Source organism: Exiguobacterium sp. SH5S13, from assembly GCF_004337085.1.
Lineage (GTDB): Bacteria > Bacillota > Bacilli > Exiguobacteriales > Exiguobacteriaceae > Exiguobacterium > Exiguobacterium aurantiacum_A.
In genome coordinates, this window is the sequence record NZ_SJUS01000017.1 from 48,758 (window position 1) to 65,814 (window position 17,057).

At 52.1% G+C, this 17,057-nt stretch carries 21 protein-coding genes; 10 read left to right on the plus strand and 11 right to left on the minus strand.

Annotated features, from left to right (window positions below):
* The first annotated feature begins 189 nt into the window (after nt 1-189).
* Nucleotides 190-1,374 carry an amidohydrolase gene (locus tag EVJ30_RS09790; protein ID WP_131457845.1) on the plus strand — a complete coding sequence of 395 codons (1,185 nt, stop codon included), beginning with the start codon at nt 190-192 and terminating at the stop codon, nt 1,372-1,374.
* Between the two features lie 12 nt (nt 1,375-1,386).
* On the opposite strand, the gene EVJ30_RS09795 is transcribed toward EVJ30_RS09790, so the two are convergent.
* The 6 genes from EVJ30_RS09795 to EVJ30_RS09815 form a co-directional block, all read right to left on the minus strand.
* On the minus strand, nt 1,387-2,676 hold the full coding sequence (locus tag EVJ30_RS09795) for a hemolysin family protein (RefSeq protein ID WP_236634034.1): 1,290 nt from the start codon (nt 2,674-2,676) through the stop codon (nt 1,387-1,389).
* 126 nt (nt 2,677-2,802) lie between these two features.
* The gene (locus EVJ30_RS09800; protein WP_070328067.1) at nt 2,803-3,279 is read right to left on the minus strand and encodes a DMT family transporter; all 477 of its coding nucleotides are present in this window, start codon (nt 3,277-3,279) and stop codon (nt 2,803-2,805) included.
* An 11-nt stretch (nt 3,280-3,290) separates the two neighbouring features.
* A complete protein-coding gene (locus EVJ30_RS09805; protein WP_083274036.1) occupies nt 3,291-3,962 on the minus strand; it encodes a Crp/Fnr family transcriptional regulator in 672 nt (223 codons plus the stop codon).
* Nucleotides 3,963-3,973: 11 nt separating this feature from the next.
* Entirely contained in the window at nt 3,974-4,204 is a 231-nt protein-coding gene (locus EVJ30_RS15415; RefSeq protein ID WP_255417729.1) for a DMT family transporter, read from the minus strand.
* Nucleotides 4,156-4,392, minus strand: a complete 237-nt coding sequence (locus EVJ30_RS15420) for a DMT family transporter (protein WP_255417553.1) — start codon at nt 4,390-4,392, stop codon at nt 4,156-4,158. The genes EVJ30_RS15415 and EVJ30_RS15420 overlap by 49 nt, the downstream gene beginning before the upstream one ends.
* 110 nt (nt 4,393-4,502) lie before the next feature.
* Entirely contained in the window at nt 4,503-5,162 is a 660-nt protein-coding gene (locus tag EVJ30_RS09815; RefSeq protein WP_071398770.1) for a type 1 glutamine amidotransferase domain-containing protein, read from the minus strand.
* A gap of 382 nt (nt 5,163-5,544) precedes the next feature.
* Between EVJ30_RS09815 and EVJ30_RS09820 the strand changes: the two genes are divergently transcribed.
* A complete protein-coding gene (locus EVJ30_RS09820; RefSeq protein ID WP_131457848.1) occupies nt 5,545-6,651 on the plus strand; it encodes a glycerol dehydrogenase in 1,107 nt (368 codons plus the stop codon).
* A gap of 15 nt (nt 6,652-6,666) precedes the next feature.
* Here EVJ30_RS09820 and EVJ30_RS09825 read toward each other — a convergent pair whose 3' ends face one another.
* Both EVJ30_RS09825 and EVJ30_RS09830 read right to left on the minus strand, forming a co-directional pair.
* A complete protein-coding gene (locus EVJ30_RS09825; protein WP_131457849.1) occupies nt 6,667-7,134 on the minus strand; it encodes a hypothetical protein in 468 nt (155 codons plus the stop codon).
* 59 nt (nt 7,135-7,193) lie between these two features.
* Nucleotides 7,194-7,412 carry a hypothetical protein gene (locus EVJ30_RS09830; protein WP_131457850.1) on the minus strand — a complete coding sequence of 73 codons (219 nt, stop codon included), beginning with the start codon at nt 7,410-7,412 and terminating at the stop codon, nt 7,194-7,196.
* A gap of 206 nt (nt 7,413-7,618) precedes the next feature.
* On the opposite strand from EVJ30_RS09830, the gene EVJ30_RS09835 reads away from it, so the two are divergent.
* Complete coding sequence (locus tag EVJ30_RS09835; protein ID WP_070328062.1) at nt 7,619-8,458, plus strand: M15 family metallopeptidase; 840 nt, start codon at nt 7,619-7,621, stop codon at nt 8,456-8,458.
* 79 nt (nt 8,459-8,537) lie between these two features.
* Nucleotides 8,538-8,873 (plus strand): antibiotic biosynthesis monooxygenase, encoded by a 336-nt coding sequence (locus tag EVJ30_RS09840; RefSeq protein ID WP_070328061.1) that lies wholly within the window; start codon nt 8,538-8,540, stop codon nt 8,871-8,873.
* Here the strand turns inward: EVJ30_RS09840 and EVJ30_RS09845 are convergent.
* On the minus strand, nt 8,856-9,557 hold the full coding sequence (locus EVJ30_RS09845; RefSeq protein WP_131457851.1) for a CBS domain-containing protein: 702 nt from the start codon (nt 9,555-9,557) through the stop codon (nt 8,856-8,858). The two genes, EVJ30_RS09840 and EVJ30_RS09845, sit on opposite strands and share 18 nt — an antisense overlap.
* A 113-nt stretch (nt 9,558-9,670) precedes the next feature.
* Between EVJ30_RS09845 and EVJ30_RS09850 the strand changes: the two genes are divergently transcribed.
* Entirely contained in the window at nt 9,671-10,402 is a 732-nt protein-coding gene (locus EVJ30_RS09850; protein ID WP_131457852.1) for an AzlC family ABC transporter permease, read from the plus strand.
* Complete coding sequence (locus EVJ30_RS09855; RefSeq protein WP_131457853.1) at nt 10,399-10,701, plus strand: AzlD domain-containing protein; 303 nt, start codon at nt 10,399-10,401, stop codon at nt 10,699-10,701. Before EVJ30_RS09850 ends, EVJ30_RS09855 begins: the two co-directional genes overlap by 4 nt.
* A 39-nt stretch (nt 10,702-10,740) precedes the next feature.
* On the opposite strand, the gene EVJ30_RS09860 is transcribed toward EVJ30_RS09855, so the two are convergent.
* Entirely contained in the window at nt 10,741-12,189 is a 1,449-nt protein-coding gene (locus EVJ30_RS09860; protein WP_236636078.1) for an HD domain-containing phosphohydrolase, read from the minus strand.
* A 149-nt stretch (nt 12,190-12,338) separates the two neighbouring features.
* The gene (locus EVJ30_RS09865) at nt 12,339-14,111 is read right to left on the minus strand and encodes a mechanosensitive ion channel (protein ID WP_131457855.1); all 1,773 of its coding nucleotides are present in this window, start codon (nt 14,109-14,111) and stop codon (nt 12,339-12,341) included.
* Between the two features lie 224 nt (nt 14,112-14,335).
* Between EVJ30_RS09865 and EVJ30_RS09870 the strand changes: the two genes are divergently transcribed.
* From EVJ30_RS09870 to EVJ30_RS09885, 4 genes are all read left to right on the plus strand, one after another.
* Nucleotides 14,336-14,749 (plus strand): methylglyoxal synthase, encoded by a 414-nt coding sequence (locus tag EVJ30_RS09870; protein WP_016507946.1) that lies wholly within the window; start codon nt 14,336-14,338, stop codon nt 14,747-14,749.
* Between the two features lie 79 nt (nt 14,750-14,828).
* Nucleotides 14,829-15,650: a hypothetical protein gene (locus EVJ30_RS09875; RefSeq protein ID WP_131457856.1), complete on the plus strand. Its 822-nt coding sequence runs from the start codon at nt 14,829-14,831 to the stop codon at nt 15,648-15,650.
* Between the two features lie 114 nt (nt 15,651-15,764).
* Entirely contained in the window at nt 15,765-16,280 is a 516-nt protein-coding gene (locus tag EVJ30_RS09880; protein WP_131457857.1) for a YflT domain-containing protein, read from the plus strand.
* 13 nt (nt 16,281-16,293) lie between these two features.
* Entirely contained in the window at nt 16,294-16,905 is a 612-nt protein-coding gene (locus EVJ30_RS09885) for a YflT domain-containing protein (protein ID WP_131457858.1), read from the plus strand.
* Nucleotides 16,906-17,057: the final 152 nt, after the last annotated feature.

Below are 17,057 nucleotides of genomic sequence, written 5' to 3' on the forward strand. Positions count from 1 at the left end.
TCATGATTTACTTCTGTATTAATTCCCTTTCGTCGTATACCATAAGCATAACTTAGAAAAATGTAACCAATGACTCATGGTGATCGTGGGAAACACCGCTTAGACGATTAGAAACTCTTACCTCTTAGATACGTATAATCTATGGAGCTGGTTTCAAACAAAAATGATTAACTGACAGGAGTGCAAATCATGCTTGTGACTGACCTCGATTCACGATTGACGGAACTGTACGACGAGATGGTGTCGCTCCGACGCCATTTTCACCAATATCCCGAACTGTCGTTTGAAGAACAGGAGACACCAAAAACGATCGCCACTTATTTGCGCAAGCTCGGCCTCGAAGTCCGCGAAGGCGTCGGCGGCAACGGCGTCGTCGGACGCATCCGAGGCGGCAACGGACCAACCATCGCTTTCCGGGCCGACTTTGACGCTTTGCCGATCCAAGACTTGAAAGACGTGCCGTACCGCTCAAAAGTGAACGGTTCGATGCATGCGTGCGGCCATGACGCCCATACGGCGACACTGCTCGTGCTCGCCAAAGCTTTGAGTGAGACCGACCTGCCGGGAGACGTCGTTCTCATCCATCAGTTTGCGGAAGAACTCGCGCCCGGAGGAGCCAAACCGATGATCGAAGACGGCTGCTTGGACGGTGTCGACTACATCTTCGGCGCTCACATCTGGACGCCGCTCCCGTACGGCACGATCGGGGTAAAATCCGGTCCGATCATGGCCGCAGCCGACCGCTTCGAGCTGACGATCAAAGGGAAAGGCGGTCACGGCGCGATTCCGCAACATACGGTCGATGCCGTCATGGTCGGGGCGAACGTCGTCGGTCAGTTGCAACAAGTCATCAGCCGTCGCACCGATCCGCTCGAACCGGCCGTCTTAAGCGTCGGCACGTTTACCGCGGGCCAGGCGTTCAACGTGATTGCTGACGAAGCGAAGTTATCGGGGACAGTCCGAACGTTCACGCTAGAAACACAAGAACGGATCATCACAGAGATGGAGCGCGCCATCTCCCACGTCTGCGCGGCGAGCGAGGCGACGTATGAGCTCGAATATATCCGCGGCTACCCTCCAGTCATCAATCATTACGCCGAGACAGAGCATGTTCGCCAAAGTGCAGCTCACGTCGTCGGTGAAGCCGGCGTCATCGAGATGTCTCCGCTCATGGTCGGAGAAGATTTCGCCTACTACATGCAACACGTTCCCGGCAGCTTCTTTTTCGCCGGGGCCGGCAATCCTGAAGTCGGCGCCCTCTTCCCTCATCACCATCCTCGCTTCGATGTGGACGAACGGGCCATGCTCCACACCGCCCGTGTCCTCATGCGCGCGGCGTTCGAGACATGGAACACACACAAAAACGAAGACTGACGCCCTGAGGCATCAGTCTTCGTTTGGCGTTTCTGGCAACATCGACACGAGAACTTGGTCGACGCGTTTCCCGTCCATATCGACGACTTCGAAACGTAACCCGTACGCCTCGACGATGTCTCCGCGTTTCGGGAAGTCACCGAGCGAGTAAATGACGAGCCCTGCTAGCGTGTGGTACAAATTACGGCCCTCATCGAAACGATTATCTCGAATCCCGAACGTTCGTTTTAAATCTTCAATCCCGAGCAAGCCATCCGCCAAGTACGTCCCGTCCGCGCGGCGGACCACTTCCGGTGTCTCTTCTTCAATCATCACTTCTCCGACAATCTCTTCTAGTATGTCGAACAACGTGACCATACCGAGGAAGCCACCGTATTCATCGAGCACGAACGCAATCTCGACACCGTTCTTTTGCATCATCTGCAGCACTTGGCTGGCCTCGCGTTGCTTTGGCACGATGAGCGGCTGCTTAATGCGTTTTAAAATTTGTGACGGCTCACGCAACGTCGCGAGCGTTAAAATATCACGGACATCGATGTAGCCGACGAACTCGTCGAGCGAATCGCGTCCGACTGGAAGTTTGTTGTGTTTACTCTCATAAATCGATTTTTTAATATCGTCCATGTCATCCTCGAGGTCGACCCATTCGAGCATCGTCCGCGGCTGCATCAGTTCATAAATCAACTGGTCGTGGAAAGCGAAGACGCGCTCGACTTGTTGCACTTCTTCATGGGCGAACGCCCCTTGCTGCGCCCCTTCGAACAACAACTGTTTAATTTCGAGCTCGGTCTCCCCACTCGACTGTTCTGCTTTCAAGCCGAGCAATTTGAACAAGAACAGTGTCGATTTCGATAAGATCCAAATGAACGGGCGCATGACTTTGCTGAACAGGTCAAGCGCCGGAATGATCGACATCGTCACCCGTTCAGGTGACACGAGCGCAATCCGTTTCGGGACAAGCTCTCCGATGATGAGCGACAAATACGTGATGATCGTGACGACGACGACGTAACCGACCGTCGGCGCATACTGCGCGCTCATTCCGAGCTGTGCGAATAAGTCAGCGAGCGGTGTTGAAAAACGCGCGCCCCCGTAAGCCCCGTTGATGATCCCGATCAATGTGATCCCGACTTGGACGGTCGACAACAGGTCGGTCGGGTCTTTTGAATGTCTGAGCGCGATCTTGGCGCTGCGTTTGCCTCGATTCGCCTCGACTTCAAGTTTTGCCGGTTTCGACGAGATGAGCGCGATTTCAGTCATCGCGAACACCCCGTTCAACACGATCAAAAATATGACGATCATTAAATCAATTACTATGGAAGAATCCACTTGTTTCATCACCTCTACGTATATTTTGTACTACTCCATCTCATCATATCAGACATCCATTATCCACCTGTACCCGTTTTGCTCACGAAAAAAGCCACTTCATTGTGAAGTAGCCTGTTCCGTCGCTTGATGTTCGATGGCTGCCGCCTGAGCTTGTTTGAATACAATCACGCCTAGTAGCAAGATCATCAACCCGATGATTTGGCCTGGTGACAGTGATAACCGCGGCATTCCGAACACTCCGAAGAGGTCGACGCCGAGTGCCCAAATCAACTGAGACACGAGAATGATCGAGACAGATAATGTCGGACCGAGCAGTTGAATGCTTCGCATCACACAAAATACAACCCCGACACCGAGCAAACCACCGAGCGCATAAATCGGTGAAATGTCGAACACGCCGCGGATGTTTCCGCCGAAAAGTGCGAGCGGGACGAGCGACCCGACGAATCCGACGATAAAGACGAGCACGGTCGTCGCCCAAGCTCCTAAATACACGTTCATTTTGGCATTGACCGCCGCTTGTACACTGATGAACGCGCCAGCCACCGCTGAACAAATGATTCCTACTAACATGAACTGCCTCCTTATTCATACACCATGCCATTGGCACGTTCGTTTAATCGTTTCGCATCGAGAATTGTCACTTTCGTCCGACTCCGTTCGACGAGTCCCTCGTCCGCGAACGCCTGCAGCGTCCGATTCAAGTGGCGATAGCTCGTCCCGAGCCATTCGGCGACTTCTTTCCGTTTCAACTGACTCATCTCTTGTTGGAACAACTCATTTCCTGACGCACTGAGTGAGACGAGATAGCCTGCTAACCGCTCTTCAAGCGTCGACATCAGATGATTCGAGGAGGCGTTCGCCTCAATAAATAACTTTTCCGACACCCCGCGGAGCAGATGTTCCGTAAACTCAATCGTCCGGTTATGCGTCCGCAGCGCTTCAAACGGGATGCGCAGACACGTGACCGCCCCGACCGCTTCGACCGTATGCAGGACGTCCCGGCCGCTGGCGTACTCAATATCGCCAATCAAAGACGGCGCCGTCTTCAACCGCAAGAGTCTCAGTTTCCCTTCCTCGCTCAACGTATAAATTTTGACGCGTCCCTCTAAAACGACGAACAACGACTCAATCGTTTGATCGTTCGCACACAACATCGCACCGGTGGGAAATGTCACGATCGACGACGCCGCGAGTGTCTCCGTCGAAAAAAGATGGTGCCAGTTAAGGCGTGTTAACGCAGCTTCAACTCCCATGTCACCCCTCCTCACGTGAATGTATAAATCCCGATACCGACAACCATCAAGGCGAGTCCCATGATCTGACCTTGATTGACAGGCTTCTTCTTCATCCCGAACCAACCGTTCAAATCGATAAGGAACGCCCCGATCAATTGGGCGACGAGCAACACGCAGATTGCCCACGTCACACCGAGTCGCTGGATGGCCGTCAGCTCTCGACGAAGACGCCAAATAACCCACCTAAACTGTAATACCATGGCACACGCCGGAACGCCGTCATGTCTGCATCACGTTTGAACGCATAAATGCCCAAAGCGAGTATGAGTCCGACAAAGTGGACGATCGTGACGGACAACCAGGCCCCGACCGCGTAACCAAGCTTTGCGTTAAAGATGCCTTGTAGCGCGATGAACGTGCCCGAGAGTACTGCAAAAATGATTCCCATACTTACCTCCTATTCTCCTCGTCTTACTGTACGCGAGAATAAAATGCTTGAAAAGGACATATGTCCAAAAAAAAGAACAACCTAGGTCAAGCCCTAGGTCGTTCGCATCATTATCCTAAAATTTTCACGATTTCTTCCGCGACTTGCTCAGAAGACTGCGGGTTTTGTCCCGTGACAAGGCGATCATCGACGGCGACGTTGACAGCCCAATTGTCTGCTTTGTCAAAATCTCCGCCCTTCTCACGAAGGGCCGTCTCTAACAAGAACGGTACAGCTGAATCGAGTTGCATCTCGACTTCTTCAGCATCCGTGAATCCAGTCACGCGCTTACCTTTCACGAGTGGTTCGCCGTTGCTCAACTTGACGTTGACGAGGCCGATCGGGCCGTGACAGACAGCTGCAACGATATTGCCGCTCTCGTACACGTCTCGAACGACACGCTGTAACGTCTCGCTTCCTGGGAAGTCGACGACTGTCCCGTGTCCGCCTGGAAGGAAGACAGCATCATATGTCTCATCCGCTACTTGATCAAGGCGGACCGTATCTTTCAACAAGGTTTTCGTATTTAAGATTTCTTCCGGTAACCCGTCTTCTAGGCTGTTCGCATCGATTGGCACGTCTCCACCTTCGATACTAGCAATCGTTACTTTGTAGCCTTGTTTCTCGAACAAAAGGTACGGTTCAGCGAACTCCCCGAGCCATAACCCTGTTTCGTGGCCGTTCTCTAATTTATTGGCAGATGTCGTGACGATCAGTACGTGTTTAGACATGTGATTTCCTCCTTCTGAAATAAGCATACGAATTAAATGTTCCCGTTGTGGTTCGATTCAAACCATCGAACGCTCGACACGACGAGACGTCATTCTTTTTTTGACCTGGTCATTTTTTTGAAACAGGAACGGTGCCTGAACTCGTTATACTCGGATTATCAGTCATCAGGAGGGAACCATCGTGACCAAATCGATACTTGAATGGGGATTTCTCGCTGTCGCCGCTCTAATTGTCGTCCTCGTAGTACTCGGCGGAATGTGGACGAACATGTGACCTCGCTTCGCTGAGATGTCACATGATTATTCGTTTGAAACACGCCTTAAATCGGGAACAGACACATGTTGTCCCATCGCCACATTCATTTGAGAAAGGATGTTGAATATGTCAGAACGCGTTTTCATCAGTCCCGCAAAGTATGTGCAAGGCAAGAATACAATTGACCGGATCGGGGATTATGTCGGGCATTTCGGCTCACAGGCACTTCTCATCGCCGACGATATCGTCTGGCGCTTGATCGGGGAACGGGTGACCGCCTCGTTGACGTCGAGCGGTGTGAACGCCGAGAAAGCTGACTTTGTCGGGGAGGCATCGCGCCACGAAATCGAACGGATCACCAAGGTGGCAGAAGCGAACGAGACGTCGTTCGTCATCGGTATGGGCGGCGGGAAAACGCTCGACACGGCCAAAGCCGTCGCCGATGCGCTTAATGCCCGCATCGTCATCGTGCCGACCATCGCCTCGACTGACGCCCCGACGAGTGCCCTCTCGGTCATCTATACGGATGAAGGTAATTTTGAGAGTTACCGGTTTTATAAGAAGAATCCCGATTTGGTCCTCGTTGACACGAAACTGATCGCCGAGGCCCCGGCCCGCTTCCTCGCCTCAGGGATCGCCGACGCACTCGCGACGTGGGTCGAGGTCCGGAGTGTCCTCGCGTTCGGTGGCAAGACGATGGCAGGCGGCGTCCCGACGATCGCCGCCGAAGCGATCGCCAAACGCTGTGAAGAAGTGTTGTTCGATTATGGGATTCCGGCCTATGAATCGGTAAAAGCAAAAGTCGTCACGCCAGCGCTTGAAGATGTCGTTGAAGCGAACACGCTATTGAGCGGTCTCGGTTTCGAGAGCGGTGGATTAGCGGCAGCCCACGCCATCCATAATGGCTTCACCGCCTTAGACGGGGAGATCCATCATTTGACGCACGGTGAGAAAGTCGCGTTCGGGACACTCGTCCAGCTCGCGCTTGAAGGACGGACGCAAGCCGAGTTCGAACGGTACGTCGCCCTTTACATGGCGCTCGATTTGCCGGTCACACTCGAAGACGTGAAACTAAAAGACGCGTCACGAGAAGATATCTTGAAAGTCGGTCAAGCAGCGACCGCTGAAGGGGAAACGATTCATAGCGGTTTCGACGTGTCGCCTGAAGATGTGGCCGACGCCATCATCGCCGCCGACCGTTACGCCCGCCTCTACCAAAGCAAACTGACCTAAAAAGACGAGGAACGGCTACTTGAGCTGTTCCTCGTCTTTAGTTGAAGTTACGAATGAGACGACGATGCCGAGCGCCATACAGCTGACTGTCAGCACGAAAAACGTCAGTTGATTCGCGTAAATGATGTTCGTGAACTGGTTCCAACCCGACGCGTACGCCGCATTTTCAGAAGCTCGTATCCCATCCCGCAACGAACTTGCCTGCCCGAAGTTCACGTATAGCCCGATCCCCGCCATCAATATGCTCCCAGCGAAGAGACCGACCCGCGCGAGACCGTTCACCGACGCGACCGTTCGTCTGGCGAGCCGGACGGTGATCCAAATGAACAACAAGACGAACGGCCAGCCGGAGAGCAAGACGAGTACGTACGGGTTTCCTTCGCCCGCTGGCTCCGTATAGGCGGACGTCATCGTCTCACCGAGCTTGAATAACATAAATGTGATGAGCGTGATGATGAACCACGCCTTGATCAATTTCTCCATGACAACACCTCGTCCCCAGTATACCAAAAACACCATGCGCTTTCGCACAAGGTGTCAAGTCACTCTTTCGGACGAACGGCGTAGTAGATCAAAATGACGAGCCATGTCCAAACCCCGGTAAAGATTCCGAGGATCGCGATGATGAAAAAACCGAGCGGGATCATCGATTTCGTCCGGTTGTAGTCTTTCCACATATTCGATAACCCTTTGATGTTGAAATACAAAAAGGCAAAGAATAGGACGAGCAATAACAACGGTAAGCCAAAAACAAGTTCCATATGCGTCCACTCCTCTCTTCTAGTTCACAGTTCTTCCCTATATAATCAGTTTACTTTGTCTTCGCCCCCGGCACATCGGGCTTGGGCTGTACATCTATCGGGTCACGAGACGGAGACTGTCGTTTGAGTATTCCCTAATCACTCGTCTTTTCATCATTTCAAAAAAAGGGAAAGGAAAACTATCCATGCATAAGGGGGTCGTCCTAATGAAACTCATCCGCCTGCTGCTCATCCTCGTACTCGTCTTCACCGCCTCGTCTACTTATGCCGCCACCCCGTCACCTCAGCCCGGCTACACGATCAAGACGACGAAACTATACTGGCGGGCCATGCAATCGTCCCCGGTCGCCAAGACACTCCTCACCAACACACCCGTCCGTTACACAACGTACAATCGAAGCTGGTCGAACGTCTACATCGGGAGCACCCGCTACTTCACACCATCGAGCAATCTAAAGGCCGGTATCCCGAAACTCACGTCAACGGAGCGGTTGCGGCTCGTCAACAAGCAACATGGCCTGTCCGCGTCCTATCGGTCCCGTCAACTCGTCACGCTCACCATCCCGACCGTCTATGCGAAAGGAAGCGAACGGACGCTCATGGCTGCCGAGGCGGCGCACGCGCTCGCTCGTCTCTACTATGACGGCCGAAAACAAGGACACACGCTTTACGCATTGAGCGCGTACCGGTCCTACGCCACGCAAAAATCACTCTACAATTATTGGGTCAACGCTCGTGGCACGGCCTATGCCTCGATGTATGTCGCTCGTCCCGGCCACAGTGAGCACCAAACCGGGCTTGCCGTCGATATGACGAGTCAACAGATGCGGATGGGACTATACGCCTCGTTCGATCAGACACCTGAAGGCAAATGGATGATCCAGAACGCGCACCGCTATGGTTACATCGTTCGCTATCCAAAAGGGAAAGAAAAGATCACCGGCTACAACTATGAGCCGTGGCATCTCCGCTACGTCGGTGTGAAGGAAGCGACGACGATGAAGCAAAACAACTGGACGTTCGAAGACTGGTGGGCCAAACGCTAAGTCCGAGCATCTAGTCGCTAGGAAGCGAGGTGCCCCATGTATACTAGACGTGTACGAATTTGCAGAGGAGGACATCTCGATGTGGATTGTGATGAACAAACTAGATGTTGAAAAAGGGAAAGTCGATGCGGTCAAAGCCCGGTTCCAAACGACAAAAGGAATCGAGACGATGGACGGATTTATCCGCATGCAAGTGTTGACCGATACGTCTGACGAAACGAAAGATCAAGTCGTGATCATGACGACGTGGCGCGACGCTGCGAGCTTTGAAAATTGGCGCGACAGCGGTGCCTATAAACACGCCCATAAAAAACGGGACGACGGCACGTCTGAAGTGAAGCCCGTCGTCCTCGGAAATACCGTCACCCAATACGAGGTCGCGATCGAGCACATGGCCTCAACCGATCACGTATAAAATATCTTGCGGTCGGATGATACCGAGAAGCGGTTCACTCTCTTCCCCGGTCTCGGTGATCAAGAGCGCGTCGAGGCGCACACCGTCTTTCATGTTGATGAAATGTTGATGCGCCTCGATGACAGACGTCTCCTTCGCAACGAAACGGTAACGACGAAGATGCGGATCATGATGAAGTACGTCTTTAACTTGAACGCCCTCGAGTGACACGTGCGGGCCGTCGATTGTCTCGGCGAGCCAGCTGGTCACTCCTTTTTTTGTCAATAAACCGCGCCACGAGCCGTCAGTGTTATAGACCGGGAACTGGGAATAGTTTTTATCCCGAATCTCACCGAGCACCTCGACTAACGCGTCATCGGCATTAAACGTCGTCACGAGTTTACGAAACAGCGGGATGACTTGACGCGGGTGCAACAGCTCCCGCTCCACTTCGAGCATCAACTCGACGATCGAGTCGTGTGGTTCGGCGATAATGAAATCAGGCTCTCGCCGCTCGTGGACGATCGCGTTGCGCAACTGGCTCATTTGGTGCAAATCTTCTTTATACCGTTCGATGATCGGATTATGCTTGGCGAGACGGTTGACCATGTTGCTGAAGCTGAAATGTTGTCCGTCCCCCATCTCACGGCTCAAATAATCTTCAATCCGATGGTACGATGCGATAAATTCTTCGGCTCGACTCATATGTTCACTCTCCTTATCGCCTATCTATACCCTATTTTTTAATCATGTGAGCAGGAAACCATTCCTTCGTCTCGAATGAATGGACATCACCTATTTTGAAAGGAGGAGAGCCGATGGCGACTCCGATCCAGCAAGCTACTCCCTTATCCAACCAAGACGCGTTCCGCTCCGGAATGCGCGCCGGTATCCCGGTCGCGGTCGGTTATATTCCGATCGCGATCGCGTTTGGTCTCCTCGCCAAATCGTTCGACATGCCAAACGTCATCACGTTGGCCATGTCGTTATTCATCTTTGCCGGTGCGAGCCAATTCATCGGTATTCAATTGATCATGGCCGGTTCGATGTATTGGGAGATCGTCTTGACGACGTTCATTTTGAACTTGCGCCATTTCCTCATGTCGGCCTCGCTGTCGCAACGGATCGAGACAACCTCGAACCGTTTCCTGGCTGCCATCGCGTTCGGGGTGACCGATGAGACGTTCAGTGTCGCCTCGACTCGGAACGAAGCGACACGTGGCCATTTTGTCCTCGGTTTGAACTTGATCGCCTTTTTCGCTTGGAACGTCGGGACATGGATCGGCGTATTTCTCGCTTTCGGCCTCCCCCAGTCAGTCCAGGCGAGCATGGGCATCGCCTTGTACGCCATGTTCATCGGATTGCTCGTCCCATCGCTTACGCGAAAACCGGTCATCGTCGTCGCGGCGCTTGCCGTCGTGACCCAAGTCGTGCTCTATTGGGGTGTCGCCCCGTTCATTCCGCTATCATCGGGTTTGAGTATCATCATCGCGACAATCGTCGCCGCCGGGGTCGGCGCCCTGCTTTATGAACAGGAGGGCGTAACATGATCAGTCTGTTCCTGCTCGTCCTCGCTATGGCGCTCGTCACGTACGTCCCGCGGCTCGTGCCGCTCCTTTGGCTGCGCGACTTGAAGTTACCGCCGCTCTTGAAGCGCTTCTTGTTGTTCACGCCGTATGCCGTGCTCGCGAGCTTGATTTTCCCGGGTATCCTCTATTCGACGAGCAGCCTGTCGTCAGCCTTGGCCGGAGGCGCCTTCGCGACCGTGCTCGCCTTGCTGCGCGTCAACTTGATGCTCGTCGTGCTCGGTGGCATCCTCGGGGTGTACGTCGTCGAAACGTTCATCTGACAAACAGGTCTGTCTCCGCGGAGACAGACCTGTTATCGTTTAGGCGGACAACGCCTCACGGCGCAGCTGAACGAACACATCGACGAACGCCGCGTCCCATTGGATGCCGCGCCCGCTCTCTAAAATCGACAGCGCCTTCTCGACAGGCATCCCTTGCCGATACGGACGGTCTGACGTCATCGCGTCGTAGGCGTCAGCGATTGCCATGATGCGGCCAAAGAGCGGGATGGCTTCACCGGACAATCCGTCTGGATAGCCGTTCCCGTCGATTCGTTCATGGTGTGACCGTACACCCGTCATGAGTGGCTGAAGTGAGACCGGCAACGTGATCTGATTCAAAATATGAATCCCGATTGTCGGATGCTCTTGAATTTGGGCGAACTCGTGATCTGTCAACTTTCCTTCTTTCAACAAAACGTCGTCACGAATCCCGATCTTCCCGATATCATGAAGCAACGCCGATTTACGGAGCAACTCGATCTGCGCCTGCGGTAAACCTAACGCGTATGCCAGTTCGACAGAATAGGCGGCCACTCGTTCCGAATGGCCGGCTGTGTAGGAATCACGGGCGTCGAGTGTAGCCGCGAACAAGACGAACAAGCTGTTCAGCAGTTGCTCGTTTTCGTCCTCGCGTTCATTGACGTTCTTCACCAGCTGATTGAACCCGTTCACCAGCTGCGAAAACTCATCAGCATACGGGTTATCGATCGGTTTCAGCTCGCCGGCATCGAGCTGTTCGACCCCTTGTGTCAACGTGGCAAGCGGACGCTTGATGTTGTCGTATAGGAGCAGACTACTGAACGTCGCGACACCGATGATGACGACTAAAATCAAAGCCGCCCACTGCCAATATGCGTCGACTTGCTCGACGGTCGACAGTTGGACGCCCGAAGCGAGAATGAACAACATGACCGGAAACACCCCGATGACGAGCATACTGATCAAAAGCTTCGTCCGGACGCTAATTGACTGGTACGACGCCTGGAGTGGGGTATCGTACAGCTGCTCACTTTGATCTTGTAAATGAAGCAACAACGGCTCGACCGACCGATACGTCAAAAAGAACTCGATGAGCGCATGTAAAATCGCGATCAATACCGCCCCAAAAGCCGCCATTCCAATCAAACGATACGGCAAATCGATCCAGTTTTGTTGAATCGCCAATGCGGTCAAGCTCATGGACGAAACTGAAAGACCAAATAAATGAGGTCCTAGTATGCGCTTTACCGTCAACGTCGGAAAGTGACTCGTCTGATCGAACGCCTGTTGAAGCGCCTCATAACTAGGCGCCTCACTTCGAAAGACGCTCCGAATCGGCCGGATGTGACGCCGATACATCAGTAATTCGAGACTGATCATGACGACAACTGAGACCGCCATGATCGCAAACAAAGACATCACTTCAGCACGGGACAGTTCGAGCGTTTGGAAGATGAACAGACCCCCGACACCGAACACCGCGATTCCTGAACCGACGATATAATTCATGATTAACGTATTTTGAAAGCGTTCAAACACTTTGACCCCTCCTATTCTTCACCGACTTCTCTCATTCTGTTTATCGACCAAAAATCACCCTTTTTCACAGCGCAAAAAAAAGCGAGCCTCTCACTAGAGAGACTCGCTCAGTTCACTGATTATGGACGACGTGGACCTTCGTTGTCGTCGGGTGAACGGTTATCTTCTGGCGTGATGTTTTCATGGAACGGGTTCGGCTCTGGACCGTCCACGTTCGTCACATCCGTTGTCCGATTCGTTTCACGTTTCAACTCTTGTTTCGTTTGATCCGCTTCACGTTTCGACTGATCGATACCTTGCTTCGCCTGTTGCTTCGCAGCTTCAGCTTCTTGATTCATTTGTGCTTTCTCTTGTTCGAGACCCTCTTTTGATACTTCCGTCTCATCGATGCTCTTCTCAGCTTTTTTCAAGTAGCGAGCTGCTGTTTCACGTCCACCGAGACCGAAGGCAAGGCCGAACGCAAGGGCGACAGCACCAAGGATAAGCAGGAACGCCGTATTGACGATCATCGGCGCGATGCCGAGCTGGCTGATGGCCATGAAGAAGGCGATCCCGAGAATCGCATACTTCGCGACGTGGCGTAGTACGCTCGGTTGACCTGACGCATCGACGAGCACGCTGCCGACGAGACGCTCTGCCATATTGGCGAGCCAGAAGCCGACCGCCAAGACGATGATGGCTGCAATGACCATCGGCAAGTAAGCAAAGATTGCAGTCGCGAGCGAGGCCATGAAGTCGAGGTTGGCGACTTGCAGAGCTTCCGACACGAACAACAAGATGATGATGATTTGAACGATCGTGCCGATTACTTGAGCAATCGACGTCGATGATGTCGAACGTCCACCGAGACCCATCTTGCTTGCGAGCGAGTTGACGCCCAAATTCTCAAGAAGTGATACGACCACCCCTTTGAGCCATTTGGCAACGAACACACCAGCGAGAATCAAGACGATTGCGACGATGATGTTCGGAATCATGGCCAAGACATTGTTCAACATGGAGATGGCAGGGTCTGAGATGCCTCGAATGTCGAGTGCCTCAAGTGCTGAAATTGTGACCGGGATCATGATCAAGATGAAGACGACCGTACCGACCGCTTTCGCAAGGCTTGACCCTTTCACATAATCTTCCAAGTGAAGTTTCTCGGCAAACTTGTTGAGTCCTGCCGCTTCCAAGAACTTCGTCAAAATATCGCGGACAATTTTCGCGACGATATAACCAATCGCAAAGATGAGTGCCGCTGCGACGAGTTTCGGAATGAAGGCGAGGAAGCTGTTCAACAAGTCTTCAAACGGTCCACTGATGCCTCGGAGACCGAGCGCGTCAAGGACGGCAGGAAGTGCTAGCAACAACACCAAGTAGAAGACGATGTTTGCGACCGTGTCGACCCATTTCGTCTGGTTGACACTTGTCGACTCCTGACCTGTCTTCTCCATCAACTTGCTCAAGTTGAGGCGATGACCAGCCATTTGAATCGCTTTTTTCAAGAGCGTCGCGATAATCCAGGCGACGAGTAGAATGAGACCTGCTTTGACGACTCCGGTAATTAAACCTGAGAAGCCCTCATAGATTTGGCTAAACGGCTGCGTGATCGCTGGCACGTTCATAAATTCGAAGATGATTAAGAATGCGAGAAGTAATACTCCAAAGAAGACGATTTTCGCGATGATCCGTTCAGGTGTCCACCGCTTTTCTTCTTTTCCGGCTTTTTCCGGCTCTCCTTCTTGCTTGACACCAACACGATCGTCGAGGCGCGCTTTACGTAGCGCTTTGCGCGTCACGTTTTCCAGAACTTTCGCCAAAATAAAACCGACGACAAGGACAAGAAGTGCAAGCAAGAGCTCTGGCAACCAAGACATGAACGTGTTGAAATTATACGTTGTATCGTTCATCCGACATCTTCCTCCAATCTCTTTTGAAATGATTATTATTTATTTGACTCCCTTTATAAATACCAACATTTTCATATGCCTAAACATAGACAATTCTTATCCCTGAATAAATATTAACTGGAAAAATATTTTTTAAGGAAAATTTTACCTTGATAAACAAGGCGTGTCTTTCTAGTTCAAATATGATACGAATTAAGAAGAAGTCTTTTTAAGGAGGAGTCAAGATGAACATCGCCCTGATTGCCCACGATAAGAAAAAAGATGATTTAATCGTACTCGTCAAAGCCTATTCTCACGTATTAGAGAAACATCATTTGTTCGCGACGGGAACGACCGGAAAACGTGTCGCCGAAGCGACGGGACTTCCGGTCCATTGCTTTAAGTCGGGACCGCTCGGCGGTGACCAAGAAATCGGCGCCTCGGTCGCCCGTGGAGAGATGGATATGATCATCTTCTTCCGCGACCCGTTGACCGCCCAACCCCACGAGCCGGACGTGAGTGCATTGATGCGCCTCTGTGACGTCTACTCGATCCCGCTCGCCACAAACATGGGCGGAAGTGAAATCTTGATTCGTAGCATCGAACAAGGCGACTTTGAATCGCTCAAACTTTCCCATAACGACGAACCGCCTGTATGACCATTTTATATAGAAGAGAGGAATTGTCCTGAACCCACATGTATCGAACGACCCGACCGTACAGCAATTTTACGAACAAGTGCGAACGCATCTGTCTGAACTGTTAGACGACAACTCAACAGCGGAGCGCTTGCTCAACAGTTTGGCCGGGTATATTCAACAAGCAGAAAGAAGCGGTCAATCCCTCGACGGCCTGACGAGTCAAGACCCACGCGCCTATGCGATGTTCTTGATCGAAAAACCAAAAACGAACGACGAGTATCGTCGCCGTTACCGCTCCATCATCGAGCAGTCAGGCGAACTTAAAATGCATGAGAAGGTGCAAGCGAACCGTGAGTTCGACTGGGCCGTCGAGCGGTTGAACGAGACGCAGCTCGAACTCCAAGACATCGAAAAGCGTGACGTCTCGTTTCTCGCCTACACAAAAATCGAGGCGATCAAATCGTCTCGCCGCATTTGGAACCAGTTCGGCTGGCTGCTCGGCATGATTATCGCGTTCGCCTACGCCAACCTGCTGCTCGTCATGGACGACTTGTTCAGTCTGCGGCTGTTCAGTGCACCGACGGCCTCGTATCCACTCGATTACTTCGCCTTCGTGCTGCCGGTCTTACTGACCGGTGCCGTCTTCGGTTTACTGACGCGCTTCCGTCACCACTTTCAGACGATCGGACGCCGCATCTTGTTCGCACTGCTCATCATTCTCGTGTATGTCGGCTTCGTGATCCTGATTCAACCGCTCCTGTTCACGCTCGGATGGTCGTTTTTGATTCAATTGACGCCCATCTACGCATTAGTGTTGTTAGCGATCAGCGGCTTCATGGCGCTGTGGACACTCGCCGAGTTTGTCTGGAAGAGCACGCGTTGCCATCTAGGGAACGATACGATGACCATTTACTATTAATGACGCCAGTCTCAGATGAGATGGCGTTTTTTGTTTGAACATTCGCCAGAACGGAAATTACTAATACCGTGACGTCAATTTAATCGAAAGACGAGATGATAAAGGGGGCAGACCATGTCAGACCGTAAAATGATTGGGTTATTTCATAGCGAGCAAGAAGTGATGGACAAAGTGAACGAACTCAAAAAGGCCGGGGAAGCGGAGAAAAATATGCATGTCGTAGCCAAGCGGAACGGGGAAATTTCCGCATTGCGCGATCACACCGACGTGAACGCCGAGTCTGGGATTCGCGATGTCAATTGGTTAGACCGCGTCAAAGCATTCCTTCACGGCAGCGACCGGATTCGCGATGAGCTGCGTAATATGGGTCTTAGCGATGCCGAGGCAGAGGAATACTATTCAGCCATCGACGACGGCAAACTGTTGCTTTACGTTGATAAACATTCGTACGAGCGCTATCCGAATATGTATAAAAAAGACAGTGAACTCGACCACGATCAAGGGGAAAAGGCAGACGGGATTGCATTCGACGCCAAACCGTTCAATGATCATGATGAAAAACCACGCGGTACGAAAGAAGATCCGATTGTACGGGGACATTCCGGCTTAGAGGACCATCGCCGATTATAAGGAGGAGACAACCATGAGTGAGAAACGATTTATTAGCATGTATGACACGCAAGAATCGGCTCTAGGAAAAATCGAAGAGCTACGTGTCAAAGGATACAAAGACTCAGACATATACGTCGTCTCCAAACATGAGGACAGCGTCTCGATTTTGCGCCGTAAAACGGACGTGCACACCGAGGCCTCACACGATACAAGTTGGTTCGACAAAGTCCGTTCATTCTTGAGCGGCCACGAAGACGTTCACGCCGGGCTCCGCAACATGGGACTGAGCGAAGAAGAAGTCAACCGCCATTACAGCGACGTCGAGGCCGGCAAGATTTTGATCTATGTCGATGAAGACTACGAACGCCGTCACAATGAAAGTTTGACAATCGATTCGGCGCCTTACAACGAGTCGAAGCACGATACAGGCCATCAAGGACATCATACCGCTGACGGTTTGGAAGTCGATTCGAAGCCTTTTAACGAATCCGCACCAGACAACCCGAACCGGGCCGTCGATCAAGAACAAGACACGCTTGATGAAAAATCCAAATTGAACGATAAAGAAGCGAAGCTTCGCGGGCTCGATGACCGAGCGTTACGCAACGATGTTGAAGATCCAGACAACATTCGCCGCTTTTAATGGACAGAAAAGAGGAACCTGACACTGAACTGAGCCCTGTTTTTCGGACAGTTTAATAAAAAGTGCGTCGTCTTTTATGCGGCGATCAGATGGCTCCGGTATTGCTCCGGAGTCATTTTTTTTAGGTTCCATTGCTTGCGTTCACTATTGTA

Coding starts and splice junctions, on each gene's coding strand:
- EVJ30_RS15420 (WP_255417553.1), bottom strand. CDS start 4,392: ATGGGAATCATTTTTGCAGTACTCTCGGGCACGTTCATCGCGCTACAA.
- EVJ30_RS09820 (WP_131457848.1), top strand. CDS start 5,545: ATGTCAGAACGCGTTTTCATCAGTCCCGCAAAGTATGTGCAAGGCAAG.
- EVJ30_RS09825 (WP_131457849.1), bottom strand. CDS start 7,134: ATGGAGAAATTGATCAAGGCGTGGTTCATCATCACGCTCATCACATTT.
- EVJ30_RS15415 (WP_255417729.1), bottom strand. CDS start 4,204: ATGGTATTACAGTTTAGGTGGGTTATTTGGCGTCTTCGTCGAGAGCTG.
- EVJ30_RS09840 (WP_070328061.1), top strand. CDS start 8,538: ATGTGGATTGTGATGAACAAACTAGATGTTGAAAAAGGGAAAGTCGAT.
- EVJ30_RS09880 (WP_131457857.1), top strand. CDS start 15,765: ATGTCAGACCGTAAAATGATTGGGTTATTTCATAGCGAGCAAGAAGTG.
- EVJ30_RS09790 (WP_131457845.1), top strand. CDS start 190: ATGCTTGTGACTGACCTCGATTCACGATTGACGGAACTGTACGACGAG.
- EVJ30_RS09860 (WP_236636078.1), bottom strand. CDS start 12,189: ATGAATTATATCGTCGGTTCAGGAATCGCGGTGTTCGGTGTCGGGGGT.
- EVJ30_RS09805 (WP_083274036.1), bottom strand. CDS start 3,962: ATGGGAGTTGAAGCTGCGTTAACACGCCTTAACTGGCACCATCTTTTT.
- EVJ30_RS09845 (WP_131457851.1), bottom strand. CDS start 9,557: ATGAGTCGAGCCGAAGAATTTATCGCATCGTACCATCGGATTGAAGAT.
- EVJ30_RS09795 (WP_236634034.1), bottom strand. CDS start 2,676: ATGATCGTCATATTTTTGATCGTGTTGAACGGGGTGTTCGCGATGACT.
- EVJ30_RS09865 (WP_131457855.1), bottom strand. CDS start 14,111: ATGAACGATACAACGTATAATTTCAACACGTTCATGTCTTGGTTGCCA.
- EVJ30_RS09885 (WP_131457858.1), top strand. CDS start 16,294: ATGAGTGAGAAACGATTTATTAGCATGTATGACACGCAAGAATCGGCT.
- EVJ30_RS09835 (WP_070328062.1), top strand. CDS start 7,619: ATGAAACTCATCCGCCTGCTGCTCATCCTCGTACTCGTCTTCACCGCC.
- EVJ30_RS09855 (WP_131457853.1), top strand. CDS start 10,399: ATGATCAGTCTGTTCCTGCTCGTCCTCGCTATGGCGCTCGTCACGTAC.
- EVJ30_RS09830 (WP_131457850.1), bottom strand. CDS start 7,412: ATGGAACTTGTTTTTGGCTTACCGTTGTTATTGCTCGTCCTATTCTTT.
- EVJ30_RS09815 (WP_071398770.1), bottom strand. CDS start 5,162: ATGTCTAAACACGTACTGATCGTCACGACATCTGCCAATAAATTAGAG.
- EVJ30_RS09800 (WP_070328067.1), bottom strand. CDS start 3,279: ATGTTAGTAGGAATCATTTGTTCAGCGGTGGCTGGCGCGTTCATCAGT.
- EVJ30_RS09870 (WP_016507946.1), top strand. CDS start 14,336: ATGAACATCGCCCTGATTGCCCACGATAAGAAAAAAGATGATTTAATC.
- EVJ30_RS09850 (WP_131457852.1), top strand. CDS start 9,671: ATGGCGACTCCGATCCAGCAAGCTACTCCCTTATCCAACCAAGACGCG.